The 17,406-nt window shown below is 37.4% G+C and carries 18 protein-coding genes; 3 read left to right on the top strand and 15 right to left on the bottom strand.

Annotated features, from left to right (window positions below; all coding sequences use genetic code 11):
* Positions 1-228 precede the first annotated feature (228 nt).
* The 4 genes from IR135_RS04280 to IR135_RS11560 form a co-directional block, all read right to left on the bottom strand.
* Entirely contained in the window at positions 229-1,584 is a 1,356-nt protein-coding gene (locus IR135_RS04280; RefSeq protein WP_135097009.1) for a M20/M25/M40 family metallo-hydrolase, read from the bottom strand.
* Between the two features lie 169 nt (positions 1,585-1,753).
* The gene (locus tag IR135_RS04285) at positions 1,754-2,476 is read right to left on the bottom strand and encodes an HAD-IIB family hydrolase (RefSeq protein ID WP_135097011.1); all 723 of its coding nucleotides are present in this window, start codon (positions 2,474-2,476) and stop codon (positions 1,754-1,756) included.
* Positions 2,439-3,224 carry a glycosyltransferase family 4 protein gene (locus IR135_RS11555; RefSeq protein ID WP_318272268.1) on the bottom strand — a complete coding sequence of 262 codons (786 nt, stop codon included), beginning with the start codon at positions 3,222-3,224 and terminating at the stop codon, positions 2,439-2,441. Before IR135_RS11555 ends, IR135_RS04285 begins: the two co-directional genes overlap by 38 nt.
* Positions 3,225-3,233: 9 nt before the next feature.
* Positions 3,234-3,659 carry a glycosyltransferase gene (locus tag IR135_RS11560; RefSeq protein ID WP_228063408.1) on the bottom strand — a complete coding sequence of 142 codons (426 nt, stop codon included), beginning with the start codon at positions 3,657-3,659 and terminating at the stop codon, positions 3,234-3,236.
* A gap of 158 nt (positions 3,660-3,817) precedes the next feature.
* Between IR135_RS11560 and IR135_RS04295 the strand changes: the two genes are divergently transcribed.
* Positions 3,818-4,993 carry a CDP-glycerol glycerophosphotransferase family protein gene (locus tag IR135_RS04295; RefSeq protein WP_135097013.1) on the top strand — a complete coding sequence of 392 codons (1,176 nt, stop codon included), beginning with the start codon at positions 3,818-3,820 and terminating at the stop codon, positions 4,991-4,993.
* A gap of 190 nt (positions 4,994-5,183) precedes the next feature.
* Here IR135_RS04295 and IR135_RS11640 read toward each other — a convergent pair whose 3' ends face one another.
* A complete protein-coding gene (locus IR135_RS11640) occupies positions 5,184-5,315 on the bottom strand; it encodes a hypothetical protein (protein ID WP_265588366.1) in 132 nt (43 codons plus the stop codon).
* A 244-nt stretch (positions 5,316-5,559) separates the two neighbouring features.
* Here IR135_RS11640 and IR135_RS04300 point away from each other — a divergent pair, with 244 nt between their 5' ends.
* Both IR135_RS04300 and IR135_RS04305 read left to right on the top strand, forming a co-directional pair.
* Positions 5,560-6,618: an AEC family transporter gene (locus IR135_RS04300; protein ID WP_135097015.1), complete on the top strand. Its 1,059-nt coding sequence runs from the start codon at positions 5,560-5,562 to the stop codon at positions 6,616-6,618.
* Between the two features lie 24 nt (positions 6,619-6,642).
* Positions 6,643-7,638, top strand: coding sequence for a 2-hydroxyacid dehydrogenase (locus tag IR135_RS04305; RefSeq protein ID WP_135097017.1), 996 nt, complete (start codon positions 6,643-6,645; stop codon positions 7,636-7,638).
* 33 nt (positions 7,639-7,671) lie between these two features.
* On the opposite strand, the gene IR135_RS04310 is transcribed toward IR135_RS04305, so the two are convergent.
* The 10 genes from IR135_RS04310 to IR135_RS04355 all read right to left on the bottom strand — a co-directional run bounded on the left by IR135_RS04310 (position 7,672) and on the right by IR135_RS04355 (position 17,343).
* Complete coding sequence (locus IR135_RS04310; RefSeq protein WP_135097019.1) at positions 7,672-8,253, bottom strand: YdcF family protein; 582 nt, start codon at positions 8,251-8,253, stop codon at positions 7,672-7,674.
* A 92-nt stretch (positions 8,254-8,345) separates the two neighbouring features.
* Entirely contained in the window at positions 8,346-9,596 is a 1,251-nt protein-coding gene (locus IR135_RS04315; RefSeq protein WP_135097021.1) for a cytochrome P450, read from the bottom strand.
* Between the two features lie 404 nt (positions 9,597-10,000).
* Positions 10,001-10,438 carry a hypothetical protein gene (locus IR135_RS04320; RefSeq protein WP_135097023.1) on the bottom strand — a complete coding sequence of 146 codons (438 nt, stop codon included), beginning with the start codon at positions 10,436-10,438 and terminating at the stop codon, positions 10,001-10,003.
* A gap of 23 nt (positions 10,439-10,461) precedes the next feature.
* Positions 10,462-11,031 (bottom strand): hypothetical protein, encoded by a 570-nt coding sequence (locus tag IR135_RS04325; protein WP_135097025.1) that lies wholly within the window; start codon positions 11,029-11,031, stop codon positions 10,462-10,464.
* A 92-nt stretch (positions 11,032-11,123) separates the two neighbouring features.
* Entirely contained in the window at positions 11,124-11,567 is a 444-nt protein-coding gene (locus IR135_RS04330; RefSeq protein ID WP_135097026.1) for an abortive infection family protein, read from the bottom strand.
* A 402-nt stretch (positions 11,568-11,969) separates the two neighbouring features.
* Positions 11,970-13,772 (bottom strand): AAA family ATPase, encoded by a 1,803-nt coding sequence (locus IR135_RS04335; protein ID WP_135097027.1) that lies wholly within the window; start codon positions 13,770-13,772, stop codon positions 11,970-11,972.
* 69 nt (positions 13,773-13,841) lie between these two features.
* The gene (locus IR135_RS04340; protein ID WP_135097028.1) at positions 13,842-14,972 is read right to left on the bottom strand and encodes a DegT/DnrJ/EryC1/StrS family aminotransferase; all 1,131 of its coding nucleotides are present in this window, start codon (positions 14,970-14,972) and stop codon (positions 13,842-13,844) included.
* Position 14,973: 1 nt separating this feature from the next.
* Positions 14,974-16,239, bottom strand: coding sequence for a phenylacetate--CoA ligase family protein (locus IR135_RS04345; protein ID WP_135097029.1), 1,266 nt, complete (start codon positions 16,237-16,239; stop codon positions 14,974-14,976).
* Entirely contained in the window at positions 16,236-16,880 is a 645-nt protein-coding gene (locus IR135_RS04350) for a hypothetical protein (protein ID WP_135097030.1), read from the bottom strand. Before IR135_RS04350 ends, IR135_RS04345 begins: the two co-directional genes overlap by 4 nt.
* On the bottom strand, positions 16,870-17,343 hold the full coding sequence (locus IR135_RS04355) for a sugar transferase (protein WP_318272270.1): 474 nt from the start codon (positions 17,341-17,343) through the stop codon (positions 16,870-16,872). Before IR135_RS04355 ends, IR135_RS04350 begins: the two co-directional genes overlap by 11 nt.
* Between the last annotated feature and the right edge of the window lie 63 nt (positions 17,344-17,406).

Below are 17,406 nucleotides of genomic sequence, written 5' to 3' on the forward strand. Positions count from 1 at the left end.
TAAAATTAAATGCAGGAATTAAAAAGAAGTCTATCGTTAGAAATAACATTAGACTTCTTTCGCTTTCTGTTTCTGAATATCATTGTATATACTTTTCTTTTTCACCTAAATATCTTTTATGTTTAAGATATTTCCGCCCTTTAAGTTCTCTCTTTAAGTCCGACAAAAATTTTAATTCATTATCCATTTTAAACTAGCATTTATAGAATATGAGACAGTTACATCAGTTTAAACATTCCTCTCCCCCAACTCCCTCACCAAATTACACGTACATTTAATCCCAGCAAAAAAGTTCTCTACTTTCAGGTTCTCATTGGGTGAATGATTATGCTGATCGAAGTTAGCGTACGGCATGATGATGGATGGTGTATTTAATATTTCCGTCCACACATAGTCCGGAAGGGAGCCCGGCATGCTCGGCTGGACTAAGGGTTCTTTTCCGTAGGCATGAGCAACCGCATCCGTCACAGCTTGAACAATCTCCAGTTCTGCCGGTGTTCTCGATGGGCGCATGGCGCCTTTATAGGTTACGGTCACACTTGGATCTACTTCCTTAACATGTTCCTCAATTTTCTTAAAAACATCTTCCGGGTCCTGGTCCGCCACCAGTCTGATATCCATATTGACCGTCGCCGTCGACGGAATAATTGTTTTCGCATTCTTACCCGTATAACCGCTTTCTATGCCTGCAATATTAAAGGTAGGTTCCATGGTCAGCTTATGGTAATACGACGCCCCGTCCATATCCAAGTCCTCATAACCGATTTTCTCTGCGATATCCTGCTGGTCATAAGGCAGCCGCTTCAGGAGTTCCATTTCCTTGTCGCTCGGCTTTCGAATTTTATCGTAAAAACCGTCTACCAGCACATTCCCGTCATCATCCCGCATCGTGTTCAACAGCCGCATCAGTTTCCACGCAGGATTCGGCACGATATTGCCCGTATTGCCGGAATGGTTATCAAAATCCGCACCTTTCGCCGTCATTTCAAGAATCAACACCCCTCTGACACCAAGCAGAATTAACGGATCGCCGCTGTTATGCGACGAACCATCCGACGTATAGACTAAATCCGCTTCAAGCAGTGCCTTGTGATTCTCCACAAATTCCGCCAGGTGCACACTGCCGAGTTCTTCCTCCCCTTCGAAGATAAACTTCACGTTAATGGGAAGCTCACCGTAGAGCGCTTGATAAGTCTTCAGTCCGAGCAGCTGAGCCATCAGCTGACCTTTATTATCACCGGCACCTCGTGCATATATTCTGCCGTCCCTAATCTCAGGTTCAAAAGGATTCGAATCCCACAGCTCAATCGGTTCTACAGCCTGGACGTCGTAGTGGCCGTAGATCAGCAAGGTGAAGCGGTTTTTATCGTTTAGAAGTTCGCCGTAGACAACGGGATTGCCGCCGGTTTCGATAAGCTGCGTATCAAGGCCGAGGGTTTCCATTTCACTCTTCAAAACATTGGCGCAATGTCGAATCTCATCCTCGTTGGTGCTGATGCTCTTAATTTTAAGCAGATTAAAAAGCTGATTCAGGTAGTCGTCACGGTGCTTTAGAATAAAATCATCCATCTTTTCAAGTGTCATGTCAGTTCCCCTTTACGTTATAATACTAATTGTCATAATATTACTATAATTTAAGCCTAATGACAGAAAAATATTTAAATATGAAAAAATGCTCCTCTTAAAATGGATACTTAACCAGTTTAAGAGGAACATATCTCTACACATGTTCTATTTAATTTCAAATATAAAACTACCTGCCCCCGTAAAAATGCTGCCACGCTTCCAGTATACCTGCCGCATACGAAGATGATGCACGATAGAGCAATTCATTTGCTTCTATATCAGCAAGTTCCGGACGGGCGTTTGCCACAATAACTGCGGGGTAGCCGGCCTCGAGCATAGCGAGGTCGTTGCCTGAATCGCCGGCGACAAGAATACCCGCTTCTTTTTCAACATAGTTTTCAATTAAAAATTTAAGCGCTTCGCCTTTACCGCCGCCTTCCGGCAGGATGTCCACATCTCTATTGGAGCTGAAGATAAAGGTGTGCGGAATCTCCTTCTGCAGAAGTGAAATTTTTAACGCTTCCGCGGATTCTGTACTGCTTGCGTAAAAGGACACTCGCCGCTGATGCGGTAAATTCTGAACCGTGAGGCCTGAAATACCTTCAGCAATTTTAAGAATATTATCCGGCTGCCAGTTCTCAGTCATTTTTTCTGTCCACAGTTCATCTTCAAAAAGGCTTTCGCCGTGATAGATTACTGTCCCGACATCCGTAATCAGAATATCTGGCATCGGCAGTGAGGCTTCATTAATCAGGTCTATCACAGATGCCTGGTGACGCCCAGTAATATAAGCAAGCGCCACCGGTTCATCGAGCGTATCATAATAAGCTAACAGCTGCTTTAAACCCGCGTCATCTCCGACAAAAGTGCCGTCAAGATCCGTCGCTAACAGATGGCGGATTTTCTCCATCAGCGATCACCTCATACAGATTCTGAACAGTTCTTGCAATCAGCGGCCACGTAAACATCCGTGCTTCGCGTTTCATTGCTGCCCGGCCGAGTTTTTCAGTGAAGCGGCGTCCTTCTGCAAGTCTCGTCATCGCCTCAGAAAGAGCTTTCGGATTTTCAGGAGGGACGAGTAAACCTGTTTTTCCATCTTTCACGACATCCTGGAGTCCTCCGACTTCAGAAGCAATGACCGGTGTGCCGCAGCCTTGAGCTTCTGCAGCGACCATGCCGAATGATTCATAGTAAGACGGCACGATGACTGCGGTCGCTTTTGAGAACAAAACAGCGAGTTCTTTCTGTGCGGTCGGTCCGATAAATATCACGCTGTCCTCTATTCCTTCTACAGCTTCACACAGAACAGGAAGCACAGGATGTCCGGTATTTAGATTAATAGCGTGCTCATCACCGCCTGCAAGTATCAGTTCAGCCGACAAATCATGTTTTAAGAACTGACGAAAGGCTTTCAGCAGCGTAAACAGCCCTTTCGTTTCTGTAAAGCGGCCGGCATAGACAAATCGCGCGTCTACAGGCGGCTTTCGATACTTCACTTCTTCAAATGTTCTTGCCACCCCAATCGGAATGACAGCGACATTCGGCTTAGACCCTGCGAATTTTTTAATGATCTTTTTTTCGGTGGGCGTTGTCGCAATTACGGAATCTGCCTTTCGTAAAATCTTCCTTTCGGCATGAATCCGTTTTTTCTCCTTCACGCCCGTCGCTTAAGCTTTCGCAATACCGAGCGAGTGCGATGTATGCACGAGCGGAAGACCGTAGGCTACTTTTACACTCAGTCCAAGCAGTCCGGACATCCAGTAATGGCTGTGAATGATATCATAATCTTCTAAAGGCAGAAGTCCGTCCATTTCTTGATAAAAATCATCCAGCATATCTGCGATTTCCGCCTTCGGCACAAAACCCTTTCTGCCGGCTGCAATACGAATGACCCGGCATGACTTGCCGAACGCTTCAATCTGCGGCGTTTTTTCATCACTCCAATGCGTCACTACATCGATTACAAGGCCCATGTCCGCAAGATATGTTGCCAGCTGTTTGACGTAGTTGTTCTGACCGCCCGCCTGTTCTCCCCCGAGTTTCGCGAGCGGGTCCCCATGGTCTGAAATGAATAATATCTTTTTAACATTCATTTGACCTTCCCCCTTTTCAAACATGAACTGTATCATGTATATAAAAATATCTAATTCTTGTGTAACTATCTTAGTACCCCCGGGCACGTTGTTTAAACAAAGCTGACTAAATCAGCCCGCTACAGGGTAGAAACAGAGAAAGAAGGAGACCATCATTTATGAAACTTAAAAATTTTAACTGGTACCAATCCATATTAATTAAACTAAAAATTGCTGCGGCAAGGAGTCTGTCCCGCATACTGCCGAAAAATAAGCAACCGCTTGTCCTGGTCGGCGGAAACCTGGGAGAAAAATATGAAGACAACGCCTCAGTCTTTCATACATACCTTGTAGAACACCGCCCGGACCTTAAGACTTACTGGATGTATGACAAAAAAACAAACTATGTCGAACAAGAGAATATCCCGGCTGCTGTGAAACTCGGCAGTTTTAAAAACTACCTGCTATTTTTTCAGTCGGACTACACCTTCCACGGGCATTCGATTATTTACGACCTGGCCCCGGATATCGAGCAATATATCCATCTGAATACCCATACGGTCATGACGCATATCAGCCACGGTATTGAAGGGTTTAAAAAGATTTTAATTCAGGAAGAAGATAAACCCCTCCTCCGCCGGACGAACTTCTTCAACTGTGCGTCTCGTTACGAACGGAGTATAAAATTAAAGGGCTGGAAATTTCCTGAGGAAAAGTTAATCACAACAGGCATGGCGCGCTTTGACCGCCTCGAAACTGACAGTCCAGCTAAAGAAGTGAAAAATATTCTTTTGATGATGACCTGGAGAGAATGGCTCTTAGATCTGACGGAAGAAGAATTTATATCAAGTGATTACTTCCGTGCGACGGCAGACCTCTTAAACGACCCTGAATTTAACCATCTGATAACATCTAAAGAACTGAATGTTAAAGTCATTCTGCATCCCTTTATGAAATCGTATGAAAAACACTTTGCTTCATTAAAAGACAGCGGCAGCCTTTCATTTGTGACTTTTGATGACGTGTCGATTAAGGATGAAGTGATTGAAGCGGATATGCTCTTAACGGATTATACGAGTGTGTCCTGGGATTTTCTTTATCAGAATAAGCCGATTATATTTTATATGTTCGACCAGGAAGCGATGGAAACAGAACGCGGGACCTATCTGGATCTGGATAAGGACTTATACGGGTATAAAGCAAAAAGCACAAAAGAAGTCTTCGACTTACTGGAGTATATTGTGACAAAGGCGCCGGCCAATCCCTTCTATGAAAAAGCAGGCGCTTACTTTGATTACTTTGACCAGGAAAACTGCCGCCGGCTGGCAGATAAGGTGCTCGGACCAAAAGTGTAAGAAGTATGGAAGGATACCGGCATTCGCACTATTTTCTGTCAATCAGTTTATATTTCAAAACCCATTTCAGTCTATAAAGACTGTTCTTTAAGAGTACGGATATAAATACTAAATTTAAGAAACTGAGTCTAGCACAGTGCCGGACCCAGTTTCTTTTATTCTTAATACAACCCCGTTCCCGCCAGCCTAATCAGTCGGCCGGCAATATATTTCTTTGCTTCGATAGCATCATCTTATCGACACCGAGTGTTTGCCTGGCAAATTCGTAGATGCTGCCTGATCCGCCGAGGAGGACTTTAATTTGTGTGTCTTTTTCTACCATAATTATCATTCCTTATTTAATATGACTCCTCGTTCCACTCTATTCATTATACAGCTGCAAGTCCAGCTTCATTACTGACTGAAATATAATCGATAACCCATTCAACCCTCCAGCACTTCCCTTTATTTTATGTTCAAATTTTCACAATATCGTTACATTTTTTTATTCTCTCCTTTATAAAAGTTTGTATAATAAAAGTATGAAAGATTGTTGATTATTTCACAATAAATAAGGAGGACTTCCTATGAACGTATGGGAAATCATTGTCATGACTTTCACTGATATGGGCTTTCTCAGTGCAATCGCATCGACAATTTTAATCATTTTACTCGGCTTCTTTTGCCGAAAGCGCGGTATTTTTAATGAAAATGTCGGTAAGATTCTGTCTAAAATCGTCTTAACTGTTGCCCTTCCGGCTCTTGCCTTTACGGCTTTTATGACAGATATCGATTCCGAGCAGCTCGCCCAGGGTATTAACGTACTGATATGGGGCATCTTAATGTACATCGTCTTAATGTTTGCGATGAAACCTTTGTATTTAAAATATAAAGGCGATGAAAAAACGACACTCGAAGTGTTATCGATTTTCGGTTCGACGACCTTTTTCGGAATCCCAATTGTCAGCGCAATACTCGGTCCAGTCGGGGTCATTTACGCGAATATATTCAATATCGGTTACCGCATTTTCTTATATTCCTATGCGTATATTCGTATGAGCGGTTTAAAAATGGAGCTTAAAAATTTAAAGTCTATGTTTTTAAATCCGATTGTTATCGCAACCTTTTTAGGTCTGGCCATCTGGCTATTCCAGGAGTTCCTGCCGCAGGTAACAGTGGCAGCGACTGAAACTGAAGCTGCGAGAGAGGTTGCCATTTTAAGAATTGATCAGACTTTACCATGGCTGTATGCGCCGATGGAATATTTATCGAAACTGGCTTCACCGCTCGCCTGGCTCGCTATCGGTGCGACCCTTGCTGAAATTAATATCGGCCAGGCTGCAAAATCTACCTCGTCCTGGTATTATGCCGGCGTTAAAACGATTATTGTTCCTGCCATCAACTTAGCTGTCTTCTTCCTGACAACAGCAACAGGCATACTCGTCTTTGATATAGATGCTGTCACTACTATGATCGTCATGATGGCCACACCAGCTGCGACGGTAGCGGTGGCCTACGCCATCAACTTTGAACGTGAAGCGATACTCGCATCCAACGCATCACTGCTGTCGACTTTAGCAGCAGTCATATTAATCCCGACCTGGCTGGTCATACTCAACATAATCGGAAACTTAGGTATCTTTTAAAATTTTATAAGGTGGAATTTAAATATGATGAAAATTATTTGTTACGGTGTCAGACCCAATGAAGTTGAATATTTTAAGCACTTAAATAAGTATAACTACGACCTGACCTTAATCGAAGATCTGCTGACTGATGAAAACATCCAGACAGCCCAAGGACATGATGCGGTGCTGCTTCGTGCAAACTGCAGCGCTCATGCTGACAATTTAAAATATATGAAAGACTGCGGTATTGATTACGTGTTTACACGGACAGTCGGATTTTCACACATCGACCTCGAAGCAGCAAAAGCTTTGGATATTAAAGTCGCCCATGTGCCGAGGTACTCCCCTAATGCGATCGCAGAACTGTCAGTCACTCTCGCCATGAACTTATTAAGAAATGTGCCGTTCACTCTCGAACGTACCAGCCGTCACGATATGAGAGTTGACCCAGAGATGTTCAGCAGAGAAATCAGAAACTGCACTGTAGGTGTATACGGCACCGGTAAGATCGGCTTAACAGAAGCAAAGCTGTTTAAAGGCCTCGGTGCCCGGGTGATTGGTTATGATATTTTTGAAAGTGAAGCGGCTAAAGAAGTCGTAGACTTTGTAGAACTGGATGAACTTCTCAGAGAGAGCGATATAGTCAGTCTGCACATTCCGCATATTCCCGAAGAAAATGACGAAATGGTCAATGAAACATTTATCTCTAAAATGAAAAATAATGCCATACTGATCAATACCGCGAGAGGCGAACTGCAAAGTAATGCTGCTATCGTCAAGGCGATTAAGGAGCAGCAGCTCGGCGGCTTTGGGACAGATGTTCTGCCGAATGAAGCGGAAGTATTCTTTAAAAAGTTTTCAGAAGAAAACCCGATACCGGATGCGAGCGCAGCTGACTTAATAGACCTTTACCCGAGAGTACTCGTCACCCCTCATATCGGGTCCAATACAGATGAAGCTTTAGCCAACATGATTGAAACGAGCTTCCAAAACTTCAAAGATGTCCTTGAAACCGGACACTCCGATAATTTAGTATAAAAATATCCTCGCCCTACAATCAGGGTGAGGATATTATTTTTCATCCGGCACATCTATAAAATTATATAAACCAAGTCTGTATCCCCACAGCTTGTAAAATTCATTGAACCAGATTCTGTCTGCGTAGGATCTTTCGTTCCACTTTTCGCCGCCTGCACCGAGGGCCGCGATATATTTCAAGTCGTACTGCCCGTCACTGACTCTGTCGTAGATTAGTTTAGACCGCTTCAGGTGATAGTCGCTTGTGACAACTAGAGCACTGTCAAAGCCATATTCATCCATAATCTTGAATGACTCAACGGCATTAGTATAAGTACTCGTTGCTTCATATTCTTCTATAATGGCGTCCTCGGGTATACCGAGTTCTCTTGCAAATTCTGTACTCTGCGGGTAGATATCTTCACTCTCCGGTGTAATGATGACATAGTCCGCATAACCTTCATGATACAGTTCGGCTGCTTTTTCCATGCGGCCCTTATCTCCGCCGCCGAGCATAATAATGACATCTGCTTTTTCGGGTCTATCTGTCTCACTATGATTAAAGCTGTCTATGACTGATGTCACAATCAGCATTAAAGTAATACATATGATAATCACTGCTATTCTTATTTTCATGGTTATCTCCCAGTGGTGTTGACTCATTAATAAGAATTATAATAGCACAGATAATTTAAATTGAAAGTAAAGTCAGATTAAAATTGGATGAGTTATTTGAGACGGATCGGTTTTATTTTCACTTTGTCATTCGGCACAGCTGGAATATCGTTGTATTCAAAGCTGAAATCCTGGTCCGGCACTTCGAATTCCAAGTGGTTAACAAGAAAGTCGAGCGTCGTCTGCATGACGACTATGGTGATAAACTCCCCTGCACAGCGGTGACCGAAGTCATAAGATCCGCCGCCCTGCGGAATAAAGTTAAACGGTGTTTGCTGCCAGCCTTCAAAACGCTCCGGAGAAAATACTTCAGGCTCTGACCAGTCATCAGGATGACGGTTGGTACCGTATAAGTCCAACAGCGTTAAAGTCCCTTCCTTAAACTCGTAGCCCTGCCATTCGAAATCAACCGCCACACGTGCGACTGCGACCGGGAAGAAAGGATAATAGCGTCTGACTTCCTGAATGAACCATTCGAGCTGCTCTTGATTGGCATTCTGCAGTTTTTCTGCCGCTTCCGGATGCTCATGAAGAGCGAGACCTATCATAGCGACCCAGACACTAATGGCATTAATCGGACGGATAAGATTTAAGAGTTCCACTGTCGCAATCTGAGAATCTAAAAGCTCGCCGTCTAAATCTTTGTGCATAGCGAACTGATAGAGCGCTCTGTCTTTATCCGCTTCAATCTCACCATTACGCACACCTTCAATAAGCCCCTGAATCCAGTCCTCAGCCTCAGACCGTGATTTACGCCCTTTCCAGTGCTGGATTCCGAGCGCTGCAGGCGACTCGTATAAATCAGAAATCTGACCCGCGCGGGTTTCAAGATCTTCATCTTCCAGCGAAACACCGACCCAGTCGCAGGCAACCTGCAGAAATACTACCTTCGCTGCTTCGTATAACTCCACAGTATCATTCCAATTGATTTCCGCAAAAAATTCGTGCCAGTATTTCTCTGTGAGATCCTCAATCTCATCCATGGTCTTGTTGTCCATTAAAGACATGAACATCGCTTTACGATTTTTGTGCGCATCACCATCGAGACCCTGGACGCCCCCCTCGCCGAAGAGCGTCTTTTGTACTCTGGCGGGCGCAGCATCACTGCGTCTGAAGCGGGTATTGTCGTAAAACAATTCAGCCTGTTCACTGCCTGTGAGACAGATGGCCTTTTCACCGAGAATACGCGTCTCGAAAATGTTTGTGTCAAGCTCCCTGTCACGATTCATGATGAACTCGTAACCTTCTTTCAGAATACTTAAAGTCTTATCAAAACCTGAATCTTTTGGCATGTTTGAATTCATTTAACCACTCCTAATTAATAGATATTAATTAGTTTTACCCTGGATACTGTTTTATTACACTAAGAGCGAGGAAACCATTAAATTTAAATATGAAAAATTACAAGATAAAAACTATTTGCCGAAGAACAACAAAAATACACGTATGGATTACCATACGTGTTTAAAAAACTTAAATTTTTAATAAAATCTTGTCTCTCTCAACTTCATCTATGTAAAGGCAACACTTAGTCGATGTACTGATGTTATTTGATGCACTTAATAAATATAATTATCTGTCATATCTATTAATTTTTGATTTTCTCTAAAAAGATAACCGTTATTTTAATTTTAGTTGTTATTTCATAGTTAATTTACTAAAGATATTACCAAAAAAATTTAGTTTTTAATGGTACATAAATTAACTTTCAATCCGTTTTCTGCTTCCATTTATTACATGAAGTTAATTTAATAGCTTTATTACTCATACCAGATTCATATTTAAAGACTATATTTATTTCTTTAATATTACTCCTAAACCATTCTGGATGCTTATTCCTATCAACATAAATTTCATAATTATTGTCCTTTTCTTTACAGTGAACAGTAAAATGGTAATGACTAGAGCTTTTAGATTTCTTTTCTTGTATTACAGTTAAAATATATTCACCGATAATTAACATCGGAATGGAAACCATAATTAAAAAGTAGACTATAATCACCCATTTGCTAGCAACAATAAGGATATCCGATAAATCTTCAAATATTAAAGTACTAAGATATAAAGTTCCTAAGAAAATAAGAATAGAAAAACTAATTATTGCCATGTAGTAAAAGAATAGCATTGACCGATCTATAATTTTCAAAGTTATTTTCAACTCCTATTCAATTAATCTTCAATCTGATTATAAACTTCTTTTATAATATCGGGTTCCTGTATAACTCTGAATTTCAATCTCCCCCAAACTCCCTTACCTAAATCTTCCCAATGATGTTTAAGTAAATATTTCACTAATAAACGTACAGTATTCGAATCCTGTTTCCCCAAGACTTTAACATGAGATTCAACCTTATCTAACGTTAAGTTTAGATCCTCACATTTATAACTTTCAAGTATGTAACCAAGTTTGTAATGAATGTAAGATGTCATTTCATCGAAGTCTTTAGGTTCTCTATTTTTTCGCTCATCCCATATTTTATGAGGGCTATAACGCAAAGCCGCTAAAACTAAATATACATCATCAGTGGTTAAAAAAGTTTTTGATGCTACTTTGAAAAGTTCTTTTCTCCATCCTGATTTACTATCTAAAGAATCTTGTAAACCTTTTCTATTGTTAAACAAGGTAACTATAGAAGACACCAATACTGCAGTAACGGCTGGACCTAAAATAAAATTAATCATTTTATGCGTATCATCCACCAAATTTAAAATATCATTAATTATTACTATATTATTCATTTGTTTACCGGCCTTTCATGTCATTCCTTATCTTGAAAGTTAATTAGTTGAGCAGTAATACATACATCATTTCAAAATGAGTTGTAAAATAATTAAATAGTAGGTTTTAAAACAGAATCCAATAAGGTTATAGTGGTAATTACAATAGAATTAATATATCTTGCTTCATGCTCACTTAACCATTGTTCACTTGGATGAGATTTACTAAATTTATTTCTACTATCATTAAAAGATTCAATTATTACTTTAGAGTTATTAAGAGCGTTTATAGTCACTTCTGATTTTATCTTTTTAGTATTAATTAAATATTTGACTATTTTATTATAGATAACGTTTAGAGGTTCCCGATGTCCTTTTGGATTTAAAAAAGGAATATTTAATGAATTACTTCTTTGGATTAAATAACCATGGAAAAGAGTATGTAATCTATCTAATCCATTAAGATAGCGTTGGCTTTTAAAATAATTTTCTACATCTTTTTTTAATTCATTTAAATTTGTATATAGAGATTTATCGATGAAAATATCTGACTTCATTTCTTCAGAATAATTTTGAAGAATTTCTTTTACTTTATTAATTTTTTTATCGCATTCACTTATTCTTTTACGGATTTGAGTTTCTTCGATATCATCTATAAAATCTAATTTTTCTTCTTCTATCTTTTTAAAGTTTCTGTTTCTATTAATAACTCACTTGTTAGCTTAAATAGATTAACATCATCTTCATTATTATACATAGCGGTCAAAAGTTTCCCTTTTGACATATCTCCTTATTTTATATAAGGATTAAACCCAAGAGTGTCATCAATAAACTTGGCGAATGAATTATTATTAAAGTTTAGAACATAACATCCATCATTGAAATATAAAATAATTGCTCTTTTGTCTACTTTATTCATGAAACCAGTCCTTTAAAATTATTATAAGCTTTAAATAGAATCATTCAAATTTACTACCTAATGCTGAAAAAAGCATGATAAAGTTTTCTTTAGTTTCATCTGAGACTGTACTAAAATTTTTGTGCATAAATTCAGTAATCTTTATTGCAGAATATCTCTTTTCAGATATAAGCTTATCTTTATTAATTTCCATTCTTTCTAAATCAGAGTTACTAATTAGGTTTTCTATCTCAATATCACCACTTTGGTTATCACTTGAAAGTAAATGGCATTGAACATCTTCCATATCTTTTTTTAAATTTCTTTCGGCACTTCTTCCCTCATTATCATTATCAAATAATGCTATACATTTTAAATTCCATCCCCATAAAATCCGGACTATTAAATGAATGTTTCTGGCCCCTACGGACGGTATAAAAACAAATCTTTCTTCACCAAGAAGTCTTGCTAGAGCTCTTAAATATATTGCATCAACTATACCTTCAGTAATGACATTAATTTTCAAATTACTTATACCAAACATGTAAGGGTGAGAGATTCCTAAAGAGTTTAATAAAGGAGACAACGTTTCCAATTTCGAGGTTTCTGCAATATCATCACTAAAAATATTATTTATAATATTAGTTATGCCACTGTCTTCTTTTTGAGTAACTCTAATGTCTGTTATTCTTTGATCGTCAATCATGAATGGAGAATGTGTACTGTATAAAATTTGATGCTTTTTTGATAAGTCATATAAAAGTTTTCTTAGTTCTCTTTGAGCATCGACATGTAAGTACACACCAGGTTCATCTATAATAAGTAACATCTTCTTCGAATTGTTATCATCATTTGCCGTGATTGATATAAATAAATTCATATACCACTTCAGACCGTTACTCCTCTCACTTAAGTTTATGTTTGCTTTAGAACTTTTAACGAAAAAACTTATTCTATTGCTATTAATATCAACTGTTAATTTAACTTTATCTTGTTTATAGAATTCATTAAACTTATTGTTGATATATTTATCAAGATTTTCTTCTAGTTCATCTTTAAGATCGCGCTTGACATCATCTGATGTTGAAAAAATCAAATCACTAAATTTCTCTTCATCAAATCTAACTGCTTTTAAAAAATCTATTAATGGTTTACCATGCTTAGTTTTTAAATCTTTAAAGTCATCTCGAACAAACTTGTATTCTGATTTCAATTCTTGCTCTTTATAATATACTATCGTCGGAAATTCATAATATAAAATTTCGATATACTCAGAAATGTAAGTTAGTATAGATTTAAATTCTTCTTTTACTTTTTCATCATTAATTAAGTTACTTCGTTTTTCTGTTTCAAGTATATTATTCTTCCAATTCACTCCATGTATAGTATTTAGTTTTTCTACTAATGAAATATACATTTGTAGTTTACTTTTGATTGCTTGGTTATTACTGCTAATATATTTTTCCACTATTTCATACAATCGTTGTATTCTAGAAGTATAATTATCTTTGTTAAAGTACTCTTTTTGAAACCCTTCAACAATACTAGCTTGAAATGTAGGTTCTGCAGTATCGAATCGTATTATTGAAGTCTCACTCTCAACGTTAAGACATGATTTCTGTTTATCATTTAATTCAAACTTAAAAGTGATTAAAGTATTTTTATTAACACATTTTGTGTTGGGTTTTTTAAAATGTTCTATATTAGTAGGTAAATTGAGATTTATATGACCTATCAAGTCTAGTACATTACTTTTACCTGATTCATTTTTTCCAATTATTGTTGTAACTCCATCAGATAAATACAATGTTTCATTATTTTTTATTGATTTATAATTTTCTATTTCAATTGTTGATATCTTCATAATCTAATCCTTTCCAAATTAGTTTATTAAATATAATAAGAGCCGCATATAAAATATACGGCTAACAAACTAAATCAATTCTTTTATTTTCTTAATCACAAATAGTTGCTGCTCCATAGTCATCTTCGTATCCGATGGCAAACATATGCCATTCTCGTATAAGTATTTAGAGTTATCTTCTTCCTCACAGAAATAATCACATTCCGCAAACAGTGGCTGCATATGCATTGGTTTCCAAACTGGTCGGGCTTCGATGTTATTTTCCGCAAGGTGTTCTACAACCTCAAGTGCAGTTACTCCCATTTTTTCGGAATCAACAGTCAGCGTAGATAACCAGCGGTTATGGTATGTATCTGCTAATTCTGGCATCATTTCAATTCCATCAATTGCACCTAATGCTTCATCGTAACGGTTAAATATCTCACGTTTTTCATTGACTCGCTGCTCCAGGACTTCCATTTGTCCACGTCCAATACCTGCACTTATATTACTCAATCTGTAATTATAGCCCACTTCGCTATGCTGATAATGTACAGCTTGATCTCTTGCTTGTGTTGCTTTTTTCAATGCCTTTTGAATCATTTCTTCATCATCGGAGACAATCATACCGCCGCCGGATGTTGTGATAATCTTATTACCGTTAAATGAGAAGATACCAAATTTGCCAAATGTTCCGCTCATTTTACCTTTATATAATGCTCCCAGTGATTCTGCTGCATCTTCCACTACAGGAACATTATATTTATCACAGATAGCCATCAGTTCATCCATCTTCGCTGATTGACCATATAGGTTAACGATAACCACTGCTTTAGGCATCTTGCCTTTTTCTTCATAAGCTTTAAAAGCTTTTTCCAAAGCAATTGGAGACATATTCCAGCTTTCCAAATCCGAGTCGATAAATACAGGTTTAGCACCTAAGTAAAGAATAGGATTTGCACTTGCAATAAATGTTAAAGAAGAACAGAACACGACATCATCCTTTTGAACTCCCAGTAAATCAAGGGCAATATGTATACCTGCAGTACCACTCGATAAAGCACAAGCAGCCTTAGATCCAGTAAACTCCTTAACCTGCTTCTCAAATTCGTTTACGTTGTTACCTAAAGGGGCAATCCAATTCGTATCAAATGCTTCCTGTACATATTTCTCTTCAGTTCCGCCCATATGAGGGGAAGATAACAAAATACGTTCTGTCATTTCATTGCTCCTTTCGATACAAATTAATGATATATGGTCTCTTACCTGACCTTAAGGTTTCAATTTCGGATACAATATTTAATTTTATTCTAGAATCTTTTCCTAAAATATTTTTCAATTCCTCATAGACACTTTCGTAAGACACATGATTATTAACGTCAATTGGCAAAATTTTCATTTCATATTCATCCTGTGAATACTGTATAAATTGAAATTGAACAACGTCTTCATATGTTCTTAAAAGTGAGTTAATTACAAAGGGTGTCAGTGGTGTGCCTTTAGTAGTGTAAATAGTTTCAATTTTTCTACCTTCTAAATTGTCTATTTCGTAAACTAAACCTTCTTTATAACTTTTAACACGAGCCAAATCTCCAGTATCATATCTGATAAGAGGAGTAATATGAGAGTTAAAGTCCGTCACGACTACTTTACCCACTTCATTTTCTTTGACTGGTGTATTATTATCATCTAACACTTCTATCAAATAATTAACTTGATTAATTAACATATGGGAACCGCTACCGTAATTATTACCCAAGACACCAAGTTCTTCAGTAGAATATCTGGAGTATGGTTCCACACCAAATGAGTCAGTAATATTTTTTCTCGCCTCTTCAGTCATGCTTTCACCAATAGTAATAATACCTTCAACTCCACGAATAGGTGTTTTATATTTTTTCATAAAAACTGCAATATTATTAAGTACTGTCGGATAAGAAATAATAACTTCCGGTTTAACTTTTTGTATATACTTAATAGCGTTTATAATCCATTCTTTATCAATTTTCTCAGGCTTAAGTACATATTGATTCTTTATCAGCTGATTCTTTAAATTGGGATTTATTGCTCTACAATATATATGTTTAGTTCCTATATCAAAGTTTGATAAAAGACCAAAATATAATACTTCTGCTTGCTGAGAGTATCTTTTATTTTGATTCACGTAAAACTTAAATGGAGTTCCATATGATCCGCTAGTTGTCATGAATGGATAATCTTGCAACTTATTTTTATCAACTGTAATTATATTCTCCATATTAAGTTTTAATATTTCCTTAGTAAGAACTGGAAATTCAGATATTTTATTCACTTTGAGATTTTGATAATAAAAGGAATTTTCAATAGCAAATTTTATAAATTTATTTAACTTTTCGTTATTTATTGGACTCGGGTTATGAATATTAGCTTTAATTTCATTATATTTATCAGTAATAATTTGATATTCATTTTTCTTTAAGAGTTCAAAGGCTGTTTTTCTAATATTCATCTGTCTATCCTTTCTGCAGGTGTTCCTACAATTGTAATATTTGAAGCATATTCACCTAAAATGAGGGAGTTAGCACCTACACGAACATAATCATTCAAAACAGATTGTGGAAGCGAAGAAGAACACATTCCTATCATATTGCAATTCCCGAGCTTCGTATAACCAGATAGAGACACTAAAGGATAGATACAATTATAATCGTTCATAATAACATCATGACCTATAGTGCTATTAAAATGAATTAAGTTAAAATCTCCTATATTTATGTTAGTAGACAAAACTGCACCTCGGGTAATAATATTCCCTTTTCCCAACTGTACATTATTATATAGTTTAACATCACTATCGATATAATTAGGGAATTCAAAGTGAGGATTGGTATTCAACTTTTTCTGTATTTTTTCACGTATCTGTGGTTCTCCGAGTGCGTTAATGACTAGACATTTACTAGTGATATTTATCAAATCTTCTATATTGTAACGGACTTTAATACCATTTATATATTCACCAGTTGTATTATCATCTACGAAAAAAATATTATTAAATTCTTCATTAATATGATCACCATTGTCATGAATCAATGCATCAACCAAACCTCTTCCGAGACCACCTGAACCGACAATATATAAGTCACGCATCATTATAACTTCCCTGGAAACGTTTCATAGTTGTTTGATTATTACTATTAACATTTTCTGATTTAAACACTTTGATAAAAGTAAGATATAAAATATAGAAATCTAGCATTAACGCCTTATTATCAACATACCAGACATCTAATCTAAATTTTTCTTCCCAAGAAATAGCATTTCTTCCGTTAACTTGAGCCCACCCAGTTATACCTGGTTTCACTTCGTGTCTTCTAATCTGTTCGTCATTATATAAAGGTAAATAATCGACCAATAATGGTCTTGGACCCACCAAACTAATATCACCTTTAATAACGTTAATTAATTGTGGAAGTTCATCAATGCTGTATTTTCTCATTTTTTTCCCAAAAGAAGTATGTCTTTCTTCGTTAGGTAAAAGAACGTCATTTTCATCTTTTTCATTAGTCATTGATCTAAACTTATATAAATCAAATAGCTGATTATCTTTACCCACACGAGTTTGCTTAAAAATAACTGGTTTTCCAATTTTTTTGCAACTACTATAGATGTGCCTATC

Origin of the sequence: Jeotgalicoccus nanhaiensis (genome assembly GCF_015235105.1) — a bacterium.
Taxonomy (GTDB): Bacteria; Bacillota; Bacilli; order Staphylococcales; family Salinicoccaceae; genus Jeotgalicoccus; species Jeotgalicoccus nanhaiensis.